A 16,089-nucleotide genomic window follows, 5' to 3' on the forward strand; every position below is an offset into this window, starting at 1 on the left:
TGGCGCCGGAGCCATACCCGGGCAACCGCCGCAGATCGGCCTGAACGTCCTCCGCAATCCAGCCATTTCCGGCCGGATCAGGCTCCTGTCCTCCACTCAGCCCGCGCTCCCGCAAACCGCTAGAATAGTCCTTTGCCCAGGCCCCGGTGCCGCACACATGTCCGAACATCATCTGACTGAAGTCAACGACGCTCTCGACGAGTCGAAATTCGTGACGTTCGACGACTCGCCGTTCCAGCTTTACCAGCCATACCCGCCCGCCGGCGACCAGCCGAGCGCCATCGACACGCTCGTCGAAGGCGTCGAAGACGGCCTGTCGTTCCAGACGCTGCTGGGCGTAACCGGTTCGGGCAAGACCTTCACGATGGCTAACACCATTGCGCGGCTCGGCCGCCCGGCCATTGTGTTTGCGCCGAACAAGACGCTGGCGGCCCAGCTTTACTCGGAGTTTCGCGAGTTCTTCCCGCGCAACGCGGTCGAGTACTTCGTCTCGTACTACGACTACTACCAGCCGGAAGCGTATGTGCCGCAGCGCGACCTGTTCATCGAGAAAGACTCGTCGATCAACGAGCATATCGAGCAGATGCGGCTCTCGGCGACCAAAAGCCTGATGGAGCGGCGCGACGTGGTGATCGTCGCGACGGTGTCGGCAATCTACGGTATCGGTAATCCGTCCGAATATCATCAGATGATTCTGACGCTGCGTACCGGCGACAAGATCGGCCAGCGCGACATCATCGCGCGGCTGATCGCGATGCAATACAACCGCAACGAGACCGAGTTCCAGCGCGGCGCGTTTCGCGTGCGCGGCGACACCATCGACATCTTTCCGGCGGAACACGCGGAGATGGCGGTGCGGGTCGAACTGTTCGACGACGAAATCGAAACGCTGCAATTATTCGATCCGCTGACGGGCCGCGTGCGCCAGAAGATTCCGCGCTTCACCGTGTACCCGTCGTCGCACTATGTGACGCCGCGCGAAACCGTGATGCGCGCGGTGGAAACGATCAAGGCCGAACTGCGCGAGCGGCTCGAGTTTTTCTACAGCGAAGGCAAGCTGGTGGAGGCGCAGCGTCTGGAGCAGCGCACCCGTTTCGATCTGGAGATGCTGCAGGAGCTGGGTTTCTGCAAAGGCATCGAGAACTACTCGCGGCACTTTTCGGGCGCGGCGCCGGGCGAACCGCCGCCGACCCTGGTCGACTACCTGCCGGGCGACGCGCTGATGCTGCTCGACGAATCGCACGTGCTGATCGGCCAGTTGAACGGCATGTACAACGGCGACCGCGCGCGCAAGGAAAACCTCGTCAATTACGGTTTCCGCCTGCCTTCGGCGCTGGATAACCGGCCGCTCAAATTCAACGAATTCGAGCGCAAGATGCGCCAGGTGGTGTTCGTGTCGGCTACGCCTGCCGACTACGAGCAGAAGACGGCCGGGCAGGTGGCCGAGCAACTGGTGCGGCCAACGGGCCTCGTCGACCCCGAAATCGAGGTGCGTCCGGCCCGTACCCAGGTCGACGATATCCTCTCCGAGATCAACGAGCGCGTAAAGGCGGGCGACCGCGTGCTGGTCACGGTGCTGACCAAGCGCATGGCCGAGCAGCTGACCGAGTTTCTCGCCGATCACGGCGTCAAGGTGCGCTATCTGCACAGCGACATCGACACGGTCGAGCGGGTCGAAATCATCCGCGACCTGCGGCTCGGCACCTTCGACGTGCTGGTGGGGATCAACCTGCTGCGCGAAGGGCTCGATATTCCGGAAGTGTCGCTGGTGGCGATTCTCGATGCGGACAAGGAAGGCTTCCTGCGTGCGGAACGCTCGCTGATCCAGACCATCGGCCGGGCGGCGCGGAACGTGAACGGCCGGGCGATCCTGTACGCCGACCGCATCACGGATTCGATGCGCCGCGCGATCGACGAAACCGAGCGGCGGCGCACCAAACAGGTCGCCTTTAACCTGAAGATGGGCATCACGCCGCGCGGTGTGGTCAAGCGCATCAAGGACATTATCGACGGCGTGTACAACGTCGACGAAGCGCGCGCCGAACTGAAGGAGCAGCAACAGCGGGCCAAGTTCGAGGACATGTCGGAGAAGCAGTTGTCCAAGGAACTCAAACGGCTCGAAAAGCAGATGATGGAGCACGCCAAGAATCTCGAATTCGAAAAGGCGGCTCAGACGCGCGATGAGCTCGCGCTGTTGCGCCAACGCGTGTTCGGCGCCAACGTCGGCGATCATCTGACCGGCACCAACTGAGATTTCGGCCCGGCTCCCGCAGCCGGCCGGCAAGCCGTGCGGTGCTCAGCCGCGCGGCCTGCGACTTCAGCGTTCCCTTCGTCAACGTCCTTCCGTTGGATCTCATTCCAGCCGCGCTGCGTTCAATCTGACCCCGAGTCGAACTATTCTGTAAGGCTACAAAGATAGCTCTGTCAGAACAACGACCCGCCTATCCGGTACGCCAAGTCCTTTGTCCACAAGGGTTTCTTGGCGCCGCCATTTGTTCTCAACGCCGAAGAATGATAAAATCCGTTCAATATTGAGAATGGTTCGCATTAGCGTTAGTAATTTTGAGAAATGCGTTTGAATGGAATGCCATACCTTTCTCAATCTGGCGTTTCAGCCCGGCATTCGTCGTCTTAGTCTAAAAAAACAAGGAGTTTCAATGCGAGTCTCTTCATTTCTGCGCGGCGGTGTGGTGGCCGTCGCGGCGGTGGCCACGATGTCGGCCATGGCCGCTGAATATCCCATCGGCAAGCAGCAGATTCAGGGCGGCATGGAAATCGGCGCGGTCTACCTGCAGCCAATCACGATGGAGCCCGAAGGCATGATGCGCAAGGCAGCGGATTCGGACGTCCACCTCGAGGCCGACATCCACGCCGTCAAGAACAACCCCACCGGCTTCGCCGAGGGCGACTGGATGCCCTATCTGCAGGTGAGCTACGAGCTCTCGAAGGCCGGTTCGGCGCAGACGCAGAAGGGCGAGATGATGGCGATGGTCGCCGACGACGGTCCGCACTATGGCGACAACGTCAAGCTGCAAGGCCCCGGCAAATACCACCTGAAGCTCTTTATCGCGCCGCCCATGCAAGCCGGCCACATGGCCTTCGGCCGTCACGTCGACAAGGAAACCGGCGTGGGTCCGTGGTTCAAGCCGTTCACGCTCGAATACGACTTCACGTACGCGGGGATCGGCAAGAAGGGCGGGTATTGATTCACGCGATTCACGCAGCCGGCGCGTGAAGGCGCGCCGGGTTTTCCGGAAGGACCCATGAGAATCAACCGAAAGATCGCGATCCTTGCCATGACGACTTCGCTCGTCGGCGCGGCCCATGCTGCGGACCTGCCGACCTTCAAGCTCGAGATGGCGGACGGCAAGCTCAATCCGGCGCGCATCGAAGTGCCGGCCGGCCAGCGTATCAAGATCGAAGTGCGCAACGTGGGCAAGGGCGCGGCTGAATTCGAAAGCGTTCAGTTGCGCAAGGAAAAAGTGCTGGCGCCGGGCGCGGAATCGTTCGTGGTGATCGCGCCGCTGTCGCCGGGCGAGTACAAGTTTTTCGACGATTTCCACCAGCAGGCGCAGGGCGTGATCGTCGCGAAGTAGTTGAGGCGCGCGAGCTGTGTCGACGGTGTGTCGAAGCGGCGAAGGGTCTAGGTGCGGATGCAAGGCGTCCGCTCAAGCAGTAGGAGAAGTTCGATGGGTCAGGTGTTGTTCATCGTGTGGCGGGAGAGCGTCGAGGCGCTGCTGGTCGTCGGCATTCTGTATGCGTGGCTGAAAAACGGCGACGACAATGCGCGGCGCGGCCTGCCGTATCTGTGGGCGGGCGTCGGCGTGGGCATCCTCGCGGCGATCGGGCTCGGTGCGGCGCTGATCGGTTTCACCGAGGTGTTGTCCGGCGACGCGCAGGACTACTTCCAGACGGCGATGGTGCTGGTGGCCTGCGTGCTGATCGTGCAAATGGTGCTGTGGATGAAACAGCACGGCCGCACGCTCAAGCGCGACATGGAACAGTCGCTGCAACAGAGCACGCGCGATTCGAACGGGTGGGGCATTGCCGTGCTGGTCGCGCTCGCGATTGCCCGGGAAGGCAGCGAGACGGTCATCTTCCTGTATGGCCTCGGCTTCGGCCAGTCGGGCCACGTGGACGGCGGCCAGCTGCTGGCCGTGCTGATCGGTCTGGGCCTGGCGTTCCTGACGTTCTACGTGCTGCAACTGGGCGGCAAATTCTTCTCGTGGCGGCTCTTTTTCCGCGTCACCGAAATCATGCTGCTGTTTCTCGGCGCGGGTCTGTTCCAGGCCGGCGTCGACAAGCTGATCGACAAGGAGATTCTGCCCACCTTCGTCGACCCGCTGTGGAACACCTCGGCGCTGCTCGACGATTCGAGCACGTTCGGTTCGCTCGTCGCCACCCTCACGGGTTACCGTGCCCATCCCGCGCTGACGAATCTGGTCGCTTATGCGGTTTACTGGGGCGTCGTGTATCTGCTGGTACGCCGGGCTAACCGGCGGCCGGCGCAGCGCGCGGCAGGGCGCGCAGCATGAGGGGTGCCCTTGACCACGCCGGCCATTCGAGCCGTCCCAGCCGGCTCGCCGCGGCGGGCCAGTGGATGCAGCGGCATGGCGCGCTGATTCGCGTCGTCCAGTGGGGCGTGGTGGCGGTCTACGCCTTTCTGATTCTCGTGCCGGCCTTCACGCCGTTGCCCGATGACACGGCGCATCTGTGGAGCAACCTCACGCTGGCCGCGCAGTTCGTGTTCTGGGGCATCTGGTGGCCGTTCGTGCTGCTATCCATGGTGATGCTGGGCCGCGTATGGTGCGGCGTGCTGTGTCCGGAGGGCGCGCTCGCCGAGTTCGCCAGCAAGTACGGCCGCAGCTGGGCGATCCCGCGCTGGATGCGCTGGGGCGGTTGGCCGTTCGTCGCCTTCGGACTGACCACCATCTACGGTCAGATGGTGAGCGTCTACCAGTATCCCAAGGCGGTGTTGCTGGTGCTTGGCGGCTCGACCTTCGCCGCGATGATCGTCGGCTTATTGTATGGACGCGAGAAACGCGTCTGGTGCAAGTACCTGTGCCCCGTCAACGGGGTTTTTTCGCTGCTGGCGCGGCTCGCGCCGTTTCACTACAAGGTCGACGAAGATGCATGGCGCCGCTCCTACAAAGAGGGCGAACACGGGCATCGGGTGATTCCGATCAACTGCGCGCCGCTCGTGCCGTTGCGTAACATGAAGGGCGCGGCGGCCTGCCACATGTGCGGCCGCTGCAGCGGTCACCGCGATGCCATTGCGTTGACGTGGCGCGCGCCATCCTCGGAAGTGGTGAAACTCGGCGACCAGCAGGCGAGCGCCTGGGACACCGCGTTGATTCTCTACGGCCTGCTTGGCATCGCGATTGGCGCGTTTCACTGGACCGCGTCGACATGGTTCGTCGACCTGAAGATGTTCCTCGCGACGTGGCTGGTCGAGCGCGACATCACATGGCCGCTCGCCACCAACGCACCGTGGTTTCTCTTCACGCACTATCCTGAGCAGAACGATGTGTTCTCGTGGCTCGACGGCACGCTGGTGATCGGCTACATCCTCGCCACCGGGTTCGTCTACGGCACGACCCTGCTCGTGCTGTTGATGGGCGCCACCCGCACGCTGGGTCGCTTTAGCGCGACACGCTTGCATCATCTCGCGCAAGGGCTGATTCCGCTTGCCGGCGCGGGCGTGTTTCTTGGGCTGTCGGCGACCACGCTGTCGCTGCTGCGCGCGGAGCATGTTTCGCTAGGGTGGGCGGCGGATCTGCGCATCGCGATTCTGGTGGTGGCCAACCTCTGGAGCGCCTGGCTCGCGTGGCTCGTCACGCGGCGCTACAGCGCGCGGCTTTTCCAGCGCGGCCTGGCAATGCTCTGGTTTATCGCCGCCCTTGCGGTCGTCGATAGTGCCTGGTGGCTCATGTTTTGGGGCTGGACGCGCTAAAAACACCAAAGCCGTGGGATGTCGCCATCCACACGGCTTCGTCGTTCTGTTCATTCAGCAGTTGCGACCCGCGCTTCGGCGCCTGTCCGCATTGGGTGGGAACCAAAAAAATGGCCTGGCTTGCTGCGACGGCTGGCTTGGTTATCTGCACGAAGGGGTCTAGATCTCGCGTGCAAGCCGTCGTTGCTGGCTAATGCCCAACACCTCTCGAGGAGGTGGTCCCCACAATACCCGGTGTGTCCTTCGTTACTTCGTCAAAATCAGCTTGCCGAGCCGTGTGGCGCGAAGCTGGTAAGTCTCGCCGTTGTGCACGATGCTCACGTGGCTGTGCCCTTGCAGGAGCGTTTCGCTACGTACCGACGGCGCGGCCGTTCCCGTCTTCGGCGCGACGGCATTGCTGCGTTCGCTGGACGGTCTCGGTACGGTTGCCGTCGTGCCGGTTTTCGGACGGCTGGTCAGCGCAGCGCTCGCGGGGCGGCGCAGGCTAAGCGTAGAAGAGCGCGTGAGGTCGTTCATTCGTTCCGTCGGGTTGTCGATTCGATGGACTAATTCTAAATGATAATCGTTCCCATTTACAAGTCCATTAATTCATCGGAATAATGTTTCGATAGTCAGGGGGACGTAAGTTCGAAGATGAGAGGCGCGTGCGGTTGAGCGTGGAGCCGCGCCGCATCCGTCCGGCGCGCGACCCGGACGGACAACGGGCCGCCCTTCGTGCTCAATGCAGCGCGTCAGGCGCCTTGCGGCCTTGCACGTACTGACGAATCAGGCGGACCGTATCGATGTCCGACTCGCGGTAGGCCGATTTGACGATTTCCTGCGTCTGGCGCGCATCCTGATCGTCGGAGACGGGCAGGGTGGTGCTGTACTCGAAGCGCAGGAACAGTTGCAGTTCGTCGGGCTGTTCGATGGTCATCGTGAGCGAGCCGCCCACATGCGTTTCGGTGGCGAGGATGTCGTAGCGCACGCTCTGATCGGGCGAGAGCGTCACGCGGTCGCGTACGGTGACCTGCCCGTAGTGCAGTTCGCGCTCGAGCGTGCTGTCGGTGCGCGACAGGATCGTGCACGTGTCGAGCCCCAGCACGAACAGTTGCGGCTGCTCGGCGCGCAACACCAGGCCTTCCCACAACTGCTCGCGGGTCATGGTGTCGACGAACGGATTCAACGGATCGTTGATCTGGACGAGATGTTCGAAATTCAAAACGGTGGCTTCCTCTTAAGCAATGGGTCCGAGCCCGCTGCGATGCCTTCGGGCTGGCTCAAGCGGCAGCCAGGCCCGAGCGGATCGAGATCGGGTGCGTCAGGATCTTGTGGACCGGGCAGGCATTGGCGATCTGCAACAGACGTTCCCGCTGCTCGTCCGACAGGTCGCCTTCGAGCACGATACGCCGGTCGATCGTCGAACCTTCGCCGTCGGTCTCGATTGACAGCGTCACGCGGACGTCGGCGAGCGGCCAGCCCTTGCGCTGTGCATACATCTTCAGCGTGATCGATGTACAGGCGCCGAGGCTTGACAGCAACAGCGTCACCGGGCCAGGGCCGCGGTCGCCGCCGCCGAGCGACTCGGGTTCGTCGGCGAGCCATGTGTGCTTGCCGTCGTCGAGAAGAACCTGGAAATTCGTCGAGCCGATGTGGGCTGTGACCGTGGACTCTGCCATGCGCGCTCCTGAACCGGGACGGGATGCGCCGCGCGGCGCAGGGAGGCTGCGGCGCGCGGCATGAGTCGCTATTGTGAACGAAATTGTCCGGCTTCGTGCCGTAGAGGTCAGTGCGTAATCTGCCCCATCCGGCCTGCCTGATAGTCGGTCACCGCCTGGCGAATCTCGTCTTCGGTGTTCATCACGAACGGACCGTAGCGCACCACCGGCTCCTTCAGCGGCACGCCGCCCAGCAGCAACACCTCGAGCGGTTCCTCGCCGGCCGCCAGTGTGACCGTCTCGCCGTCGTTGCCGAACACGACCATCTGCCGCGCGCCTACTTCGCGGCGCGCCTCGCCGTAGAAGCCCTTGCCCGACAGCGCGTACGCGAACACCCGGTAATTCGCCGGCACGGCGTGCACGATCTGCGCGCCCGGCTGCAACGTGAAATGCTGATACAGGATCGGCGTGCGCGTTTCGATCGCAGCCGCCACGCCCAGCGCTTCGCCTGCAATCACTTTCACGCTGACCTGGCCGTCCTCGGAGGTCGCGACCGGAATCTGGGCCGACGGCATTTCCTGGTAGCGCGGCGCGATCATCTTGTCGCTGCGCGGCAGGTTGACCCACAATTGCAAGCCGTGCACGCGGCCGCCGCTGCGCACGAACTCCGGGTCCGGCATTTCGCTATGCACGACGCCGGCGCCCGCGGTCATCCACTGCACATCGCCGGCGTGCAGCGTGCCGGAGTGGCCTGCCGAGTCCTTATGGCCGAACTGGCCCTCCAGCACGTAGGTGACGGTCTCGAAGCCGCGGTGCGGATGGTCCGGCGCGCCCTTGGCTTCGCCGGGCGCGTAGTCGATCGGGCCCATTTCGTCGAGCAGCAGAAACGGGTCGAAGTCCATCAGCATGCGGGTCGGAAACGGGCGGTGGACGATAAAGCCGCCGCCTTCGGTCGTGCGAACGGCGGGGTACGTGCGTTCGATCGTGCGTGTCGAGCTCATCAAAAGTCACCTTGAAAAATGGGGAATAGCGTTATTTCTGAAACATAGAGCTATTATAGGGACCGTTTTTAGAGGTGCCAGCCACCGTCACGCAATGGATTGTTCTATTCATGGAACGATGAGATGAAGATCGATTCGCATAATCTGAACGACCTGATGTACTTTTCTCAGGTCGTCGAGCACGGCGGGTTTTCCGCCGCCGAGCGGGTGCTGGGTATCTCGAAGTCGCGCTTGTCGCGCCGTTTGACCGAACTGGAGGCGTCGCTCGGCGTCCGTCTGTTGCAGCGCTCCACGCGCAAGCTGGCGCTGACCGAGGCCGGTCAACTGTTCTATCAGCATTGCCAGGCGATGCTCTCGGAAGCGCAGGCGGCGGTCAACGTGGTGCAGCAATTGCGCTCGTCGCCGCGCGGCACGGTGCGCGTGAGCGTGCCGGTCACCATCTCGCAGACGCTGCTGTCGCAGATCCTGCCGGAATTCATGCACCGCTACCCGGAAGTGCGCGTGGTGATGCGGGTGACCAATCGCGTCATCGACCTGTTCGAGGATTCGATCGATGTTGCGTTGCGGATCCGCTCGGAGCCGCCGGAAAACGCCAATATCGTCGTGCGGCCGTTGTGGCGCACGCAGCAGATGCTCGTCGGCGCGCCGAGCCTGTTGCAGCAAAACGCCCCGCCGTTGCTGCCGGCCGACCTGGACCGCTTCGAGACACTCGATACGCCCACCACCGACGGCCGCCACGTCTTCCAGCTGATCTCGCCGGAGGGCACGCGTCACGCGCTCGAGCACGAGCCGCGTCTGGTGAGCGCCGATCTGATGACGATCCGCGAGGCGGTGCTGGCGGGTGTCGGCATCGCCGCGTTGCCCGAGATGATGTACGGGGCCGCGCTGCGCGCCGGGCAACTGTCGCCGGTGATGCCGGGTTGGACCTTGCCGTCGCCGCAACTGTATGCGGTGTTTGTGTCCCGCCAGGGCATGGTGCCGGCGGTGCGCGCGTTCGTCGACTATCTGGTTGAAATGCTGGATCCGGATACGGGTAAGCACATCATGGGCGAATGTCCGACGGCTGCGGAAAAACGCAAAGCCGCGCAGGCGGCGCCGGGGTATGCGGCAAACCCGGCGGCAAACCCGTCGGCAAACCCGTCGGTGGGCCAGGCGGTTGCGCAACCGACCGCGTGAACCCCAGCCACGCAGCGTCATATCGTTTTGGCATTTAAGCGCCGTCTGCGATGAGTACTTTCAATGGGCGTTTGCTTGAATGCCCGGGCCTGCGGGCATATAGTGAAATCCCTCCGCTAAGGAGTCTCTTACGCGGAAACTCATGGCCGCTATCATAGCGAGCCTGATAGGGCTGATCGCGCTGTCCGTGTCGACCACGGCTGTCGCATGTGGAGACACTCGCCACTCATCCGATGGCAAGTGATCTCGCCGCCCGAAGGCGCCGAGTGCGCACAAAAAAAGGCCTTCATCCGACGATGAAGGCCTTTTACTTTTTACGGCGCGTTTTAGCCCTTGAAACAAGGGTCTTTCGCGTTTCTAGCGGGCAGCGTGCTAGTGGCTCACCGGTTGCGTCACGAAACCGATTTTCGTGAGACCGCCGGCCTGCGCCGCGGACATCACGTCCGCCACCTTTTCATACGCAATCTTGCGGTCCGCGTTCAGATGCAGTTCCGGTTGCGGGTCCGCCTGCGCGGCTTGCGCAATCTTCGCGCGCAGCTCGTCGCTGCTGACCGCTTTGTCGTCCCACAGCACGGTGCCGTCGGCCTCGATCGAAACGTTGACCTGAGCCGGTTTCGTCTCTTCCTTCTGGCTGCTTGCATGCGGCAGATCGATTTTCACCGCATGCCGGATCACCGGGATCGTCACCATGAAGACAATCAGGAGAACCAACATCACGTCGACGAGCGGCGTCATGTTGATTTCGTTCATCAGGCCGTCGTCATCGTCGCTGGCGAAGGGGCTCATTCCCATCGGAGTACCTCGCTGATCAGTGAGTGCGCGTGGCGAGACGCAGGCCGTCGCCGCGCTTGGACGACGACAGGCGCGCGCCCGTCACGAAGAATGCATGCAGGCCGTGGGCGAAGCGGTTCAGCTTGGTGACGATCGCCTTGTTCGCACGGGTCAGCGCGTTATAGCCGAGCACGGCGGGAATCGCGACGAACAGACCGAACGCGGTCATGATCAGCGCTTCGCCGACCGGACCCGCCACCTGGTCGAGCGAGCTCTGGCCGCTCGCACTGATCGCCAGCAGCGCGTGATAGATGCCCCACACCGTGCCGAACAGACCGACGAACGGCGCCGTGCTGCCGATCGAGGCGAGGATCGCGAGGCCGCTCTGCATGCGCGCGATGCTGTCGTCCATGGTGTCTTTCAGGCAACGCGTGACCCAGTCCGACACGTCCATGCGGTCGTGCAGATGCGGTTGCGTCTGATGATGGTGATCGGCGGCTTCCTGACCCGACAGCGCGAGCGCGAGGAACGGGTTGTCCTGCGGCGACGAAGCGCCGGCGCCGAGTTTCTGCACGCCATCGGAGAGATCGTCCGAATGCCAGAACGACTGTTCGGCGTTCTTCGTCAGGCGCTTGAGACGCATCACGTTCCAGGCCTTGATGACGATCACGCTCCACGACAGCACCGACATGATCAATAGCGCGAGCGCAATGCCGCGCGTCACGAAATCCCCTTGTGCCCAGACGTGGGCTAAACCGTAATTCTGCATTGCCATTCCTTTTTTAAAGTCTGCTTCAGCCGTTCGCTCGCGCGAGCGGCCCGATGATTCAGTGCTCAGTCGCTCAGGCCGAACTGGTAGGGCTGCGTGTAGGCCGCCCGGATCGGCACGCCGTTCTCGAGATAGGGCTTGCATGAGCTCGCCTTGACGGCGGCCAGCGCGGCGTCGTCGAGCCGGTCGTAGCCGCTGCTCTTTTTCAGCTCGACGTTCTCGAGGTTGCCGGTCAGGCCGACGACGAACCGCACGTAAGCCGTACCGGTTTCGCCGCGGCGCCGCGAGAGGGCCGGATAGTCGGGCTTGGCGATATTGCAGTCGAGATGCGAGACGTTCTTCGGCGCGGTGATTTCCATCGTCGGACGGCCGATCGCGGGCGCGGCCGCGGCGGCCGGCGGCGCAGCAGGAGCGGTCGGCGCCGGCGGCGCGGATGGCGCGGGGGCGGGCGCTGTGGGCGACGGGCTCGCCGCCACCGGCAGCGGTGCCGGTGTGGGCTTGGGCGTCGGCCGCACCTTGGGTTTGGTGTGCGGGACCGGCGGCGTGGGCTTGGGCGGCGGCGGAGCGAGTGACTGCAGGGCGACCGGTGCAGCGACGGGCGCGGGACTCAGCAACTCGGCGGTCATCGTGCGCGATTCGAGCGGGCGAGCCGGCGGGGTAGTGCGGGCGCTCAGGACCACCGCGAGCAGGGCGACGTGGATAGCGGCGACCGCGGCGGTCGCTTTGACGGTGCGGGAATTCATGCGGCTGGAAGGCGCCGGCGCGAAGCCGGCCGGGACGGACTGCGAGGCGCGCATGTTAGCGCGACCGCGCGCCGTCGATACCGGGTCTACGACAAAGCAACGTCATTTTCGGAATATCAGCAGCGAAATGCACAGTGTGGTCACGAAACCAATCAGCAATTCCATCTCGAACTCCGGTTACGGGGTGAGCGGTAGCTGGCTGGTAACGTGTACTGGCTTGCTGACGGCAGTGGACTAAAGCGTGAGGCCGCGGCGGACTCAGGCGCACGGCGAGCGCCGTGCCGGCAGGATCAGGCGGCCTTGCGCTCGTAAAACGTGAGCGGAACCGGATGCGCGTGATGTTCGACCCCGCAACGGCTCGCGCAGACGCCGCTTTGCGCCATGACATCGCGCACGGACTCCTCGCACTTGCCGCAGCAGGTGGCGACGCCCAGCTCGAACTGGAGTTCGTCGAACGAATCGACGCCTTCCGCGATCGAGGCACGGATCTTCCGGTCGGATACAGATTTGCACACGCAGACAATCATGGTTGGGCGCAATAGCTAACGTTAATGCGAATTATTATCATTTTGTTTGATGCATTTGGCAAGCGTCCTGCGGGAATTTTTGTAACAAAACCAGCCTGTTAGGAGGGATACCCCGGATTCGGGGGATGGGGCTGGATGGGGCCGCACCGGCCGGATTGGCGGTGGACGGGGGCCGCGGGTGGGCTGGGCGATGCCCGGAGATCGGGTGAGAGACTTGCCGGCGGCGCGGTTCAAGCCGCCTGGGAATCCGGCGCGACCGTGCGCCGCGACGGGATCACGACGCGCTCCACGGGCGCCTCGATATGCAGCAGGGTGGCGGCGAGCTGTTGCAGATGCGCACCGTCGCTGGTCGAGCAAAAACGGGGCAGATCGGCCGGACGACCGGGTTCGCTGCGCAAGCCGTGCTGGTCGAGCACGCGCTCCAGTTGGCGCGCGATGGCGACGCTGGTGTCGATCAGCGTCATGCGCTCGCCGACGATATCGCGGATCGCCGCGTCGAGAAACGGGTAATGCGTGCAGCCCAGCACGAGCGTGTCGGCGCCGGCATCGAGCATGGGCTGCAGATAGCTGTCGAGCAGCGCGCGCAGTTCGGCCGAACCGACGTCGCAGCGTTCGATGGCTTGCACGAGGCCGTGGCCCGGCTGGCAGAGGAAACGGCAGTCGGCGGCATAGCGTTCCAGCAGGGCCTGAAAGCGGGCGCTGCGCAGCGTCACCTGGGTGGCGAGGACGCCGGCCACGCGGGTTTTCGATTGCACGGCAGCGGGCTTGATACCCGGCTCGACGCCGATCAGCGGAATGCTCAGTTGCTCGCGTACCAGCGCGATGGATTGAGCCGTCGCCGTGTTGCACGCTACCACCAGCACCTTGGCGCCCTGCTTGACGAGCCACTGGCCGATCGCGAGTGTGCGGTCGGCGATGAAGTCGTCGTCGCGCTCACCATACGGGGCGTACAGCGAGTCGGCGACATAGATGATCGATTCGTCCGGCACTTGCGCGCGCAACGCGCGCAGTACCGACAGGCCGCCCAGGCCCGAATCGAACACACCTACCGGCGCACAGCCTGTCTGAGGCTCGACGACAGCGCGCGCGAGGGGCACGGTAAGACCTGCGTCTGACGAAGCGTTAGGCATGGGTGCAGTCATGGAAACGGACAAGGGCACGGACAGGGTCACGGGCTGGGGCAAACAACGCAAGGGTACATTCAAACGCAAGGGCGAACTCAAACTCGAACTGGAACGACCCAGCCCGCGCAGCGCGTTGAACCCGCGCGCGGGCTGCGCCGCTTAGGATTCGATCGAACCCATGCCGCTTTGCTGGTAGTTCTGGATGCCGACCTTGTCGATCAGGTCCAGTTGCGTTTCCAGCCAGTCGATATGTTCTTCGGTGTCGTCGAGAATCTTCACGAAGATTTCGCGCGAGATGAAATCGCGTACTGATTCGCAGTACACGATGGCTTCCTTGCAGGTGCTCTGCGAAATCTGCTCGAGCTTCAGATCGCATTCGAGGATTTCTTTGGTTTCCTCGCCGATCAGCAACTTGTGCAGGTCTTGCAGGTTGGGCAGGCCGTCTAGCATGAAGATGCGTTCGATCAGCCAGTCGGCGTGCTTCATCTCGCCGATCGATTCGTCGTACTCATGCTTGCCGAGCTTTTCGAGGCCCCAATGTTTGTACATCCGGGCGTGCAGAAAGTACTGGTTGATCGCAGTCAGTTCGTTCTTCAACTGCGAGTTCAGATATTCGATGACCTTCTTGTCGCCTTGCATGGTTTTTTCCTTGTGGGGGCTCTGAAATACGATTTTCAACAACAATAAACGCCCGATCCGAAAAAGCCAAGGATCGCAACATCTTTTGACACATACGAACGGCGAACCATGACCGCCCGGCGCCGCATCAATGAAAAAGCCGGGACCGCGGGTCCCGGCTTCATGCCATCAGACAGCGGGCGCAAGACCTGACCTGAACCAGGTAGCAGAGCGGGTGTTAAACCGTCGCGACCGGAATCTTGCCGATCTTCGCTTGCCATTCCTTCGGGCCGGTCTGGTGGACCGAGGTGCCGTTCGAATCGACTGCCACTGTCACCGGCATGTCCTGCACGTCGAACTCGTAGATGGCCTCCATGCCGAGGTCTTCGAACGCCAGCACCCTGGCGCTGCGGATCGCCTTCGACACGAGGTACGCCGCGCCGCCCACAGCCATCAGATAAGCCGCCTTGTGCTTCTTGATGGCTTCGATGGCGACCGGACCGCGCTCGGCTTTACCGATCATCGAAATGAGACCTGTTTGCGACAGCATGGTCTCGGTGAACTTGTCCATCCGCGTGGCGGTGGTGGGGCCAGCCGGGCCGACCGCTTCGTCGCGCACCGGATCGACCGGGCCGACGTAATAGATCACGCGGTTGGTGAAGTCCACCGGCAGCTTTTCGCCCTTGGCGAGCATGTCGGCGATGCGCTTGTGCGCAGCGTCGCGGCCCGTCAACATCTTGCCGGACAGCAACAGCGTCTGGCCCGGCTTCCATGCGGCGACTTCGGCCGGCGTCAACGTGTTCAGATCGACGCGCTGGCTCTTTTCCGTATCCGGTTCCCATTGCACTTTCGGCCATGCGTCGAGCGACGGTGCTTCGAGCTTCGCGACGCCCGTGCCGTCCAGCGTAAAGTGGGCGTGCCGGGTGGCCGCGCAGTTCGGGATGATGGCGATCGGCTTCGAAGCAGCATGCGTCGGCGCCGCCATGATCTTGACGTCGAGCACGGTGGCGAGGCCGCCGAGACCTTGCGCGCCGATGCCCAGCGCGTTGACCTTCTCGTGCAACTCGATGCGCAGCTCTTCGATCCAGTCCTGCGGGCCGCGCGCGATGATGTCCTGGATGTCGATCGGATCCATCAGCGATTCCTTCGCCATCAGCATCGCCTTTTCAGCAGTGCCGCCGATGCCGATGCCGAGCATGCCCGGCGGACACCAGCCGGCGCCCATGGTCGGCACGGTCTTGAGGATCCAGTCGACGATCGAATCCGACGGGTTCAGCATGGCGAACTTCGACTTGTTCTCCGAGCCGCCGCCCTTGGCCGCGACCTGCACGTCGACCTTGTCGCCCGGCACGATCTCGTAGTGGATCACGGCCGGCGTGTTGTCCCTGGTGTTCTTGCGGGCCCCTTCCGGCGGGCTCACGATCGACGCGCGCAGCACGTTGTCCGGGTTCAGATAACCGCGGCGCACGCCTTCGTTGATCATGTCGGTGACGCTCATCGTCGCACCGTCCCAACGCACGTCCATGCCCACCTTCACGAACACCGTGACGATGCCGGTGTCCTGGCAGATCGGGCGCTTGCCTTCGGCGCACATGCGGCTGTTGGTGAGGATCTGCGCGATCGCATCCTTGGCGGCCGGGCTCTGTTCGAGCTCGTAGGCGCGGCCGAGGGCCTGGATGTAATCGAGCGGGTGGTAGTAGCTGATGTACTGAAGCGAATCAGCAATGCTCTGAATCAGATCTTCCTGTTTGATGACGGTCATGGCTAGCT

General features: G+C 63.2%; 18 protein-coding genes. 7 read left to right on the plus strand and 11 right to left on the minus strand.

The features are described 5' to 3' along the window. The first annotated feature begins 157 nt into the window (after positions 1-157). The 5 genes from uvrB to P3T42_RS21075 all read left to right on the plus strand — a co-directional run bounded on the left by uvrB (position 158) and on the right by P3T42_RS21075 (position 5,953). Entirely contained in the window at positions 158-2,251 is a 2,094-nt protein-coding gene (gene uvrB / locus P3T42_RS21055) for an excinuclease ABC subunit UvrB (RefSeq protein WP_429307128.1), read from the plus strand. A gap of 406 nt (positions 2,252-2,657) precedes the next feature. Then, entirely contained in the window at positions 2,658-3,206 is a 549-nt protein-coding gene (locus P3T42_RS21060) for an iron transporter (protein WP_074297641.1), read from the plus strand. A gap of 57 nt (positions 3,207-3,263) precedes the next feature. Then, positions 3,264-3,596 (plus strand): cupredoxin domain-containing protein, encoded by a 333-nt coding sequence (locus P3T42_RS21065; RefSeq protein ID WP_429307129.1) that lies wholly within the window; start codon positions 3,264-3,266, stop codon positions 3,594-3,596. Positions 3,597-3,689: 93 nt separating this feature from the next. Then, complete coding sequence (locus P3T42_RS21070; RefSeq protein ID WP_429307130.1) at positions 3,690-4,535, plus strand: FTR1 family iron permease; 846 nt, start codon at positions 3,690-3,692, stop codon at positions 4,533-4,535. Further along, on the plus strand, positions 4,532-5,953 hold the full coding sequence (locus P3T42_RS21075; protein WP_429307131.1) for a 4Fe-4S binding protein: 1,422 nt from the start codon (positions 4,532-4,534) through the stop codon (positions 5,951-5,953). The genes P3T42_RS21070 and P3T42_RS21075 overlap by 4 nt, the downstream gene beginning before the upstream one ends. A gap of 246 nt (positions 5,954-6,199) precedes the next feature. On the opposite strand, the gene hemP is transcribed toward P3T42_RS21075, so the two are convergent. The 4 genes from hemP to P3T42_RS21095 all read right to left on the minus strand — a co-directional run bounded on the left by hemP (position 6,200) and on the right by P3T42_RS21095 (position 8,591). Further along, positions 6,200-6,469 (minus strand): hemin uptake protein HemP, encoded by a 270-nt coding sequence (hemP, locus tag P3T42_RS21080; RefSeq protein WP_429307132.1) that lies wholly within the window; start codon positions 6,467-6,469, stop codon positions 6,200-6,202. 202 nt (positions 6,470-6,671) lie between these two features. Beyond that, positions 6,672-7,154, minus strand: coding sequence for an SRPBCC family protein (locus tag P3T42_RS21085; RefSeq protein ID WP_074297651.1), 483 nt, complete (start codon positions 7,152-7,154; stop codon positions 6,672-6,674). 58 nt (positions 7,155-7,212) lie between these two features. Further along, positions 7,213-7,611 carry an OsmC family protein gene (locus P3T42_RS21090; protein ID WP_074297654.1) on the minus strand — a complete coding sequence of 133 codons (399 nt, stop codon included), beginning with the start codon at positions 7,609-7,611 and terminating at the stop codon, positions 7,213-7,215. A gap of 107 nt (positions 7,612-7,718) precedes the next feature. Then, positions 7,719-8,591, minus strand: coding sequence for a pirin family protein (locus P3T42_RS21095; protein WP_074297656.1), 873 nt, complete (start codon positions 8,589-8,591; stop codon positions 7,719-7,721). A 123-nt stretch (positions 8,592-8,714) separates the two neighbouring features. Here P3T42_RS21095 and P3T42_RS21100 point away from each other — a divergent pair, with 123 nt between their 5' ends. Continuing rightward, on the plus strand, positions 8,715-9,767 hold the full coding sequence (locus P3T42_RS21100) for a LysR family transcriptional regulator (RefSeq protein WP_429307133.1): 1,053 nt from the start codon (positions 8,715-8,717) through the stop codon (positions 9,765-9,767). Positions 9,768-10,139: 372 nt separating this feature from the next. Here the strand turns inward: P3T42_RS21100 and P3T42_RS21105 are convergent, their stop codons facing one another. From P3T42_RS21105 to murI, 5 genes are all read right to left on the minus strand, one after another. Beyond that, entirely contained in the window at positions 10,140-10,559 is a 420-nt protein-coding gene (locus tag P3T42_RS21105) for an ExbD/TolR family protein (protein WP_074297660.1), read from the minus strand. A gap of 16 nt (positions 10,560-10,575) precedes the next feature. Then, on the minus strand, positions 10,576-11,307 hold the full coding sequence (locus P3T42_RS21110) for a MotA/TolQ/ExbB proton channel family protein (RefSeq protein WP_074297663.1): 732 nt from the start codon (positions 11,305-11,307) through the stop codon (positions 10,576-10,578). A 65-nt stretch (positions 11,308-11,372) separates the two neighbouring features. Then, positions 11,373-12,104 (minus strand): energy transducer TonB, encoded by a 732-nt coding sequence (locus P3T42_RS21115; protein ID WP_429307134.1) that lies wholly within the window; start codon positions 12,102-12,104, stop codon positions 11,373-11,375. Positions 12,105-12,340: 236 nt separating this feature from the next. Then, positions 12,341-12,577, minus strand: coding sequence for a (2Fe-2S)-binding protein (locus P3T42_RS21120; protein ID WP_074297667.1), 237 nt, complete (start codon positions 12,575-12,577; stop codon positions 12,341-12,343). Positions 12,578-12,807: 230 nt separating this feature from the next. Then, positions 12,808-13,719 carry a glutamate racemase gene (gene murI / locus P3T42_RS21125; RefSeq protein WP_429307135.1) on the minus strand — a complete coding sequence of 304 codons (912 nt, stop codon included), beginning with the start codon at positions 13,717-13,719 and terminating at the stop codon, positions 12,808-12,810. Between murI and P3T42_RS21130 the strand changes: the two genes are divergently transcribed. Next, positions 13,718-13,864, plus strand: coding sequence for a hypothetical protein (locus P3T42_RS21130; protein WP_171991674.1), 147 nt, complete (start codon positions 13,718-13,720; stop codon positions 13,862-13,864). The genes murI and P3T42_RS21130 overlap by 2 nt on opposite strands. On the opposite strand, the gene bfr is transcribed toward P3T42_RS21130, so the two are convergent. Both bfr and P3T42_RS21140 read right to left on the minus strand, forming a co-directional pair. Continuing rightward, positions 13,861-14,340, minus strand: coding sequence for a bacterioferritin (gene bfr, locus P3T42_RS21135; RefSeq protein ID WP_074297671.1), 480 nt, complete (start codon positions 14,338-14,340; stop codon positions 13,861-13,863). The genes P3T42_RS21130 and bfr overlap by 4 nt on opposite strands. 217 nt (positions 14,341-14,557) lie before the next feature. Beyond that, positions 14,558-16,081 carry a fumarate hydratase gene (locus P3T42_RS21140; RefSeq protein WP_074297673.1) on the minus strand — a complete coding sequence of 508 codons (1,524 nt, stop codon included), beginning with the start codon at positions 16,079-16,081 and terminating at the stop codon, positions 14,558-14,560. Between the last annotated feature and the right edge of the window lie 8 nt (positions 16,082-16,089).

The sequence above is a fragment of the Paraburkholderia sp. GAS38 genome (assembly GCF_050434965.1).
GTDB classification, from domain to species: domain Bacteria; phylum Pseudomonadota; class Gammaproteobacteria; order Burkholderiales; family Burkholderiaceae; genus Paraburkholderia; species Paraburkholderia phenazinium_A.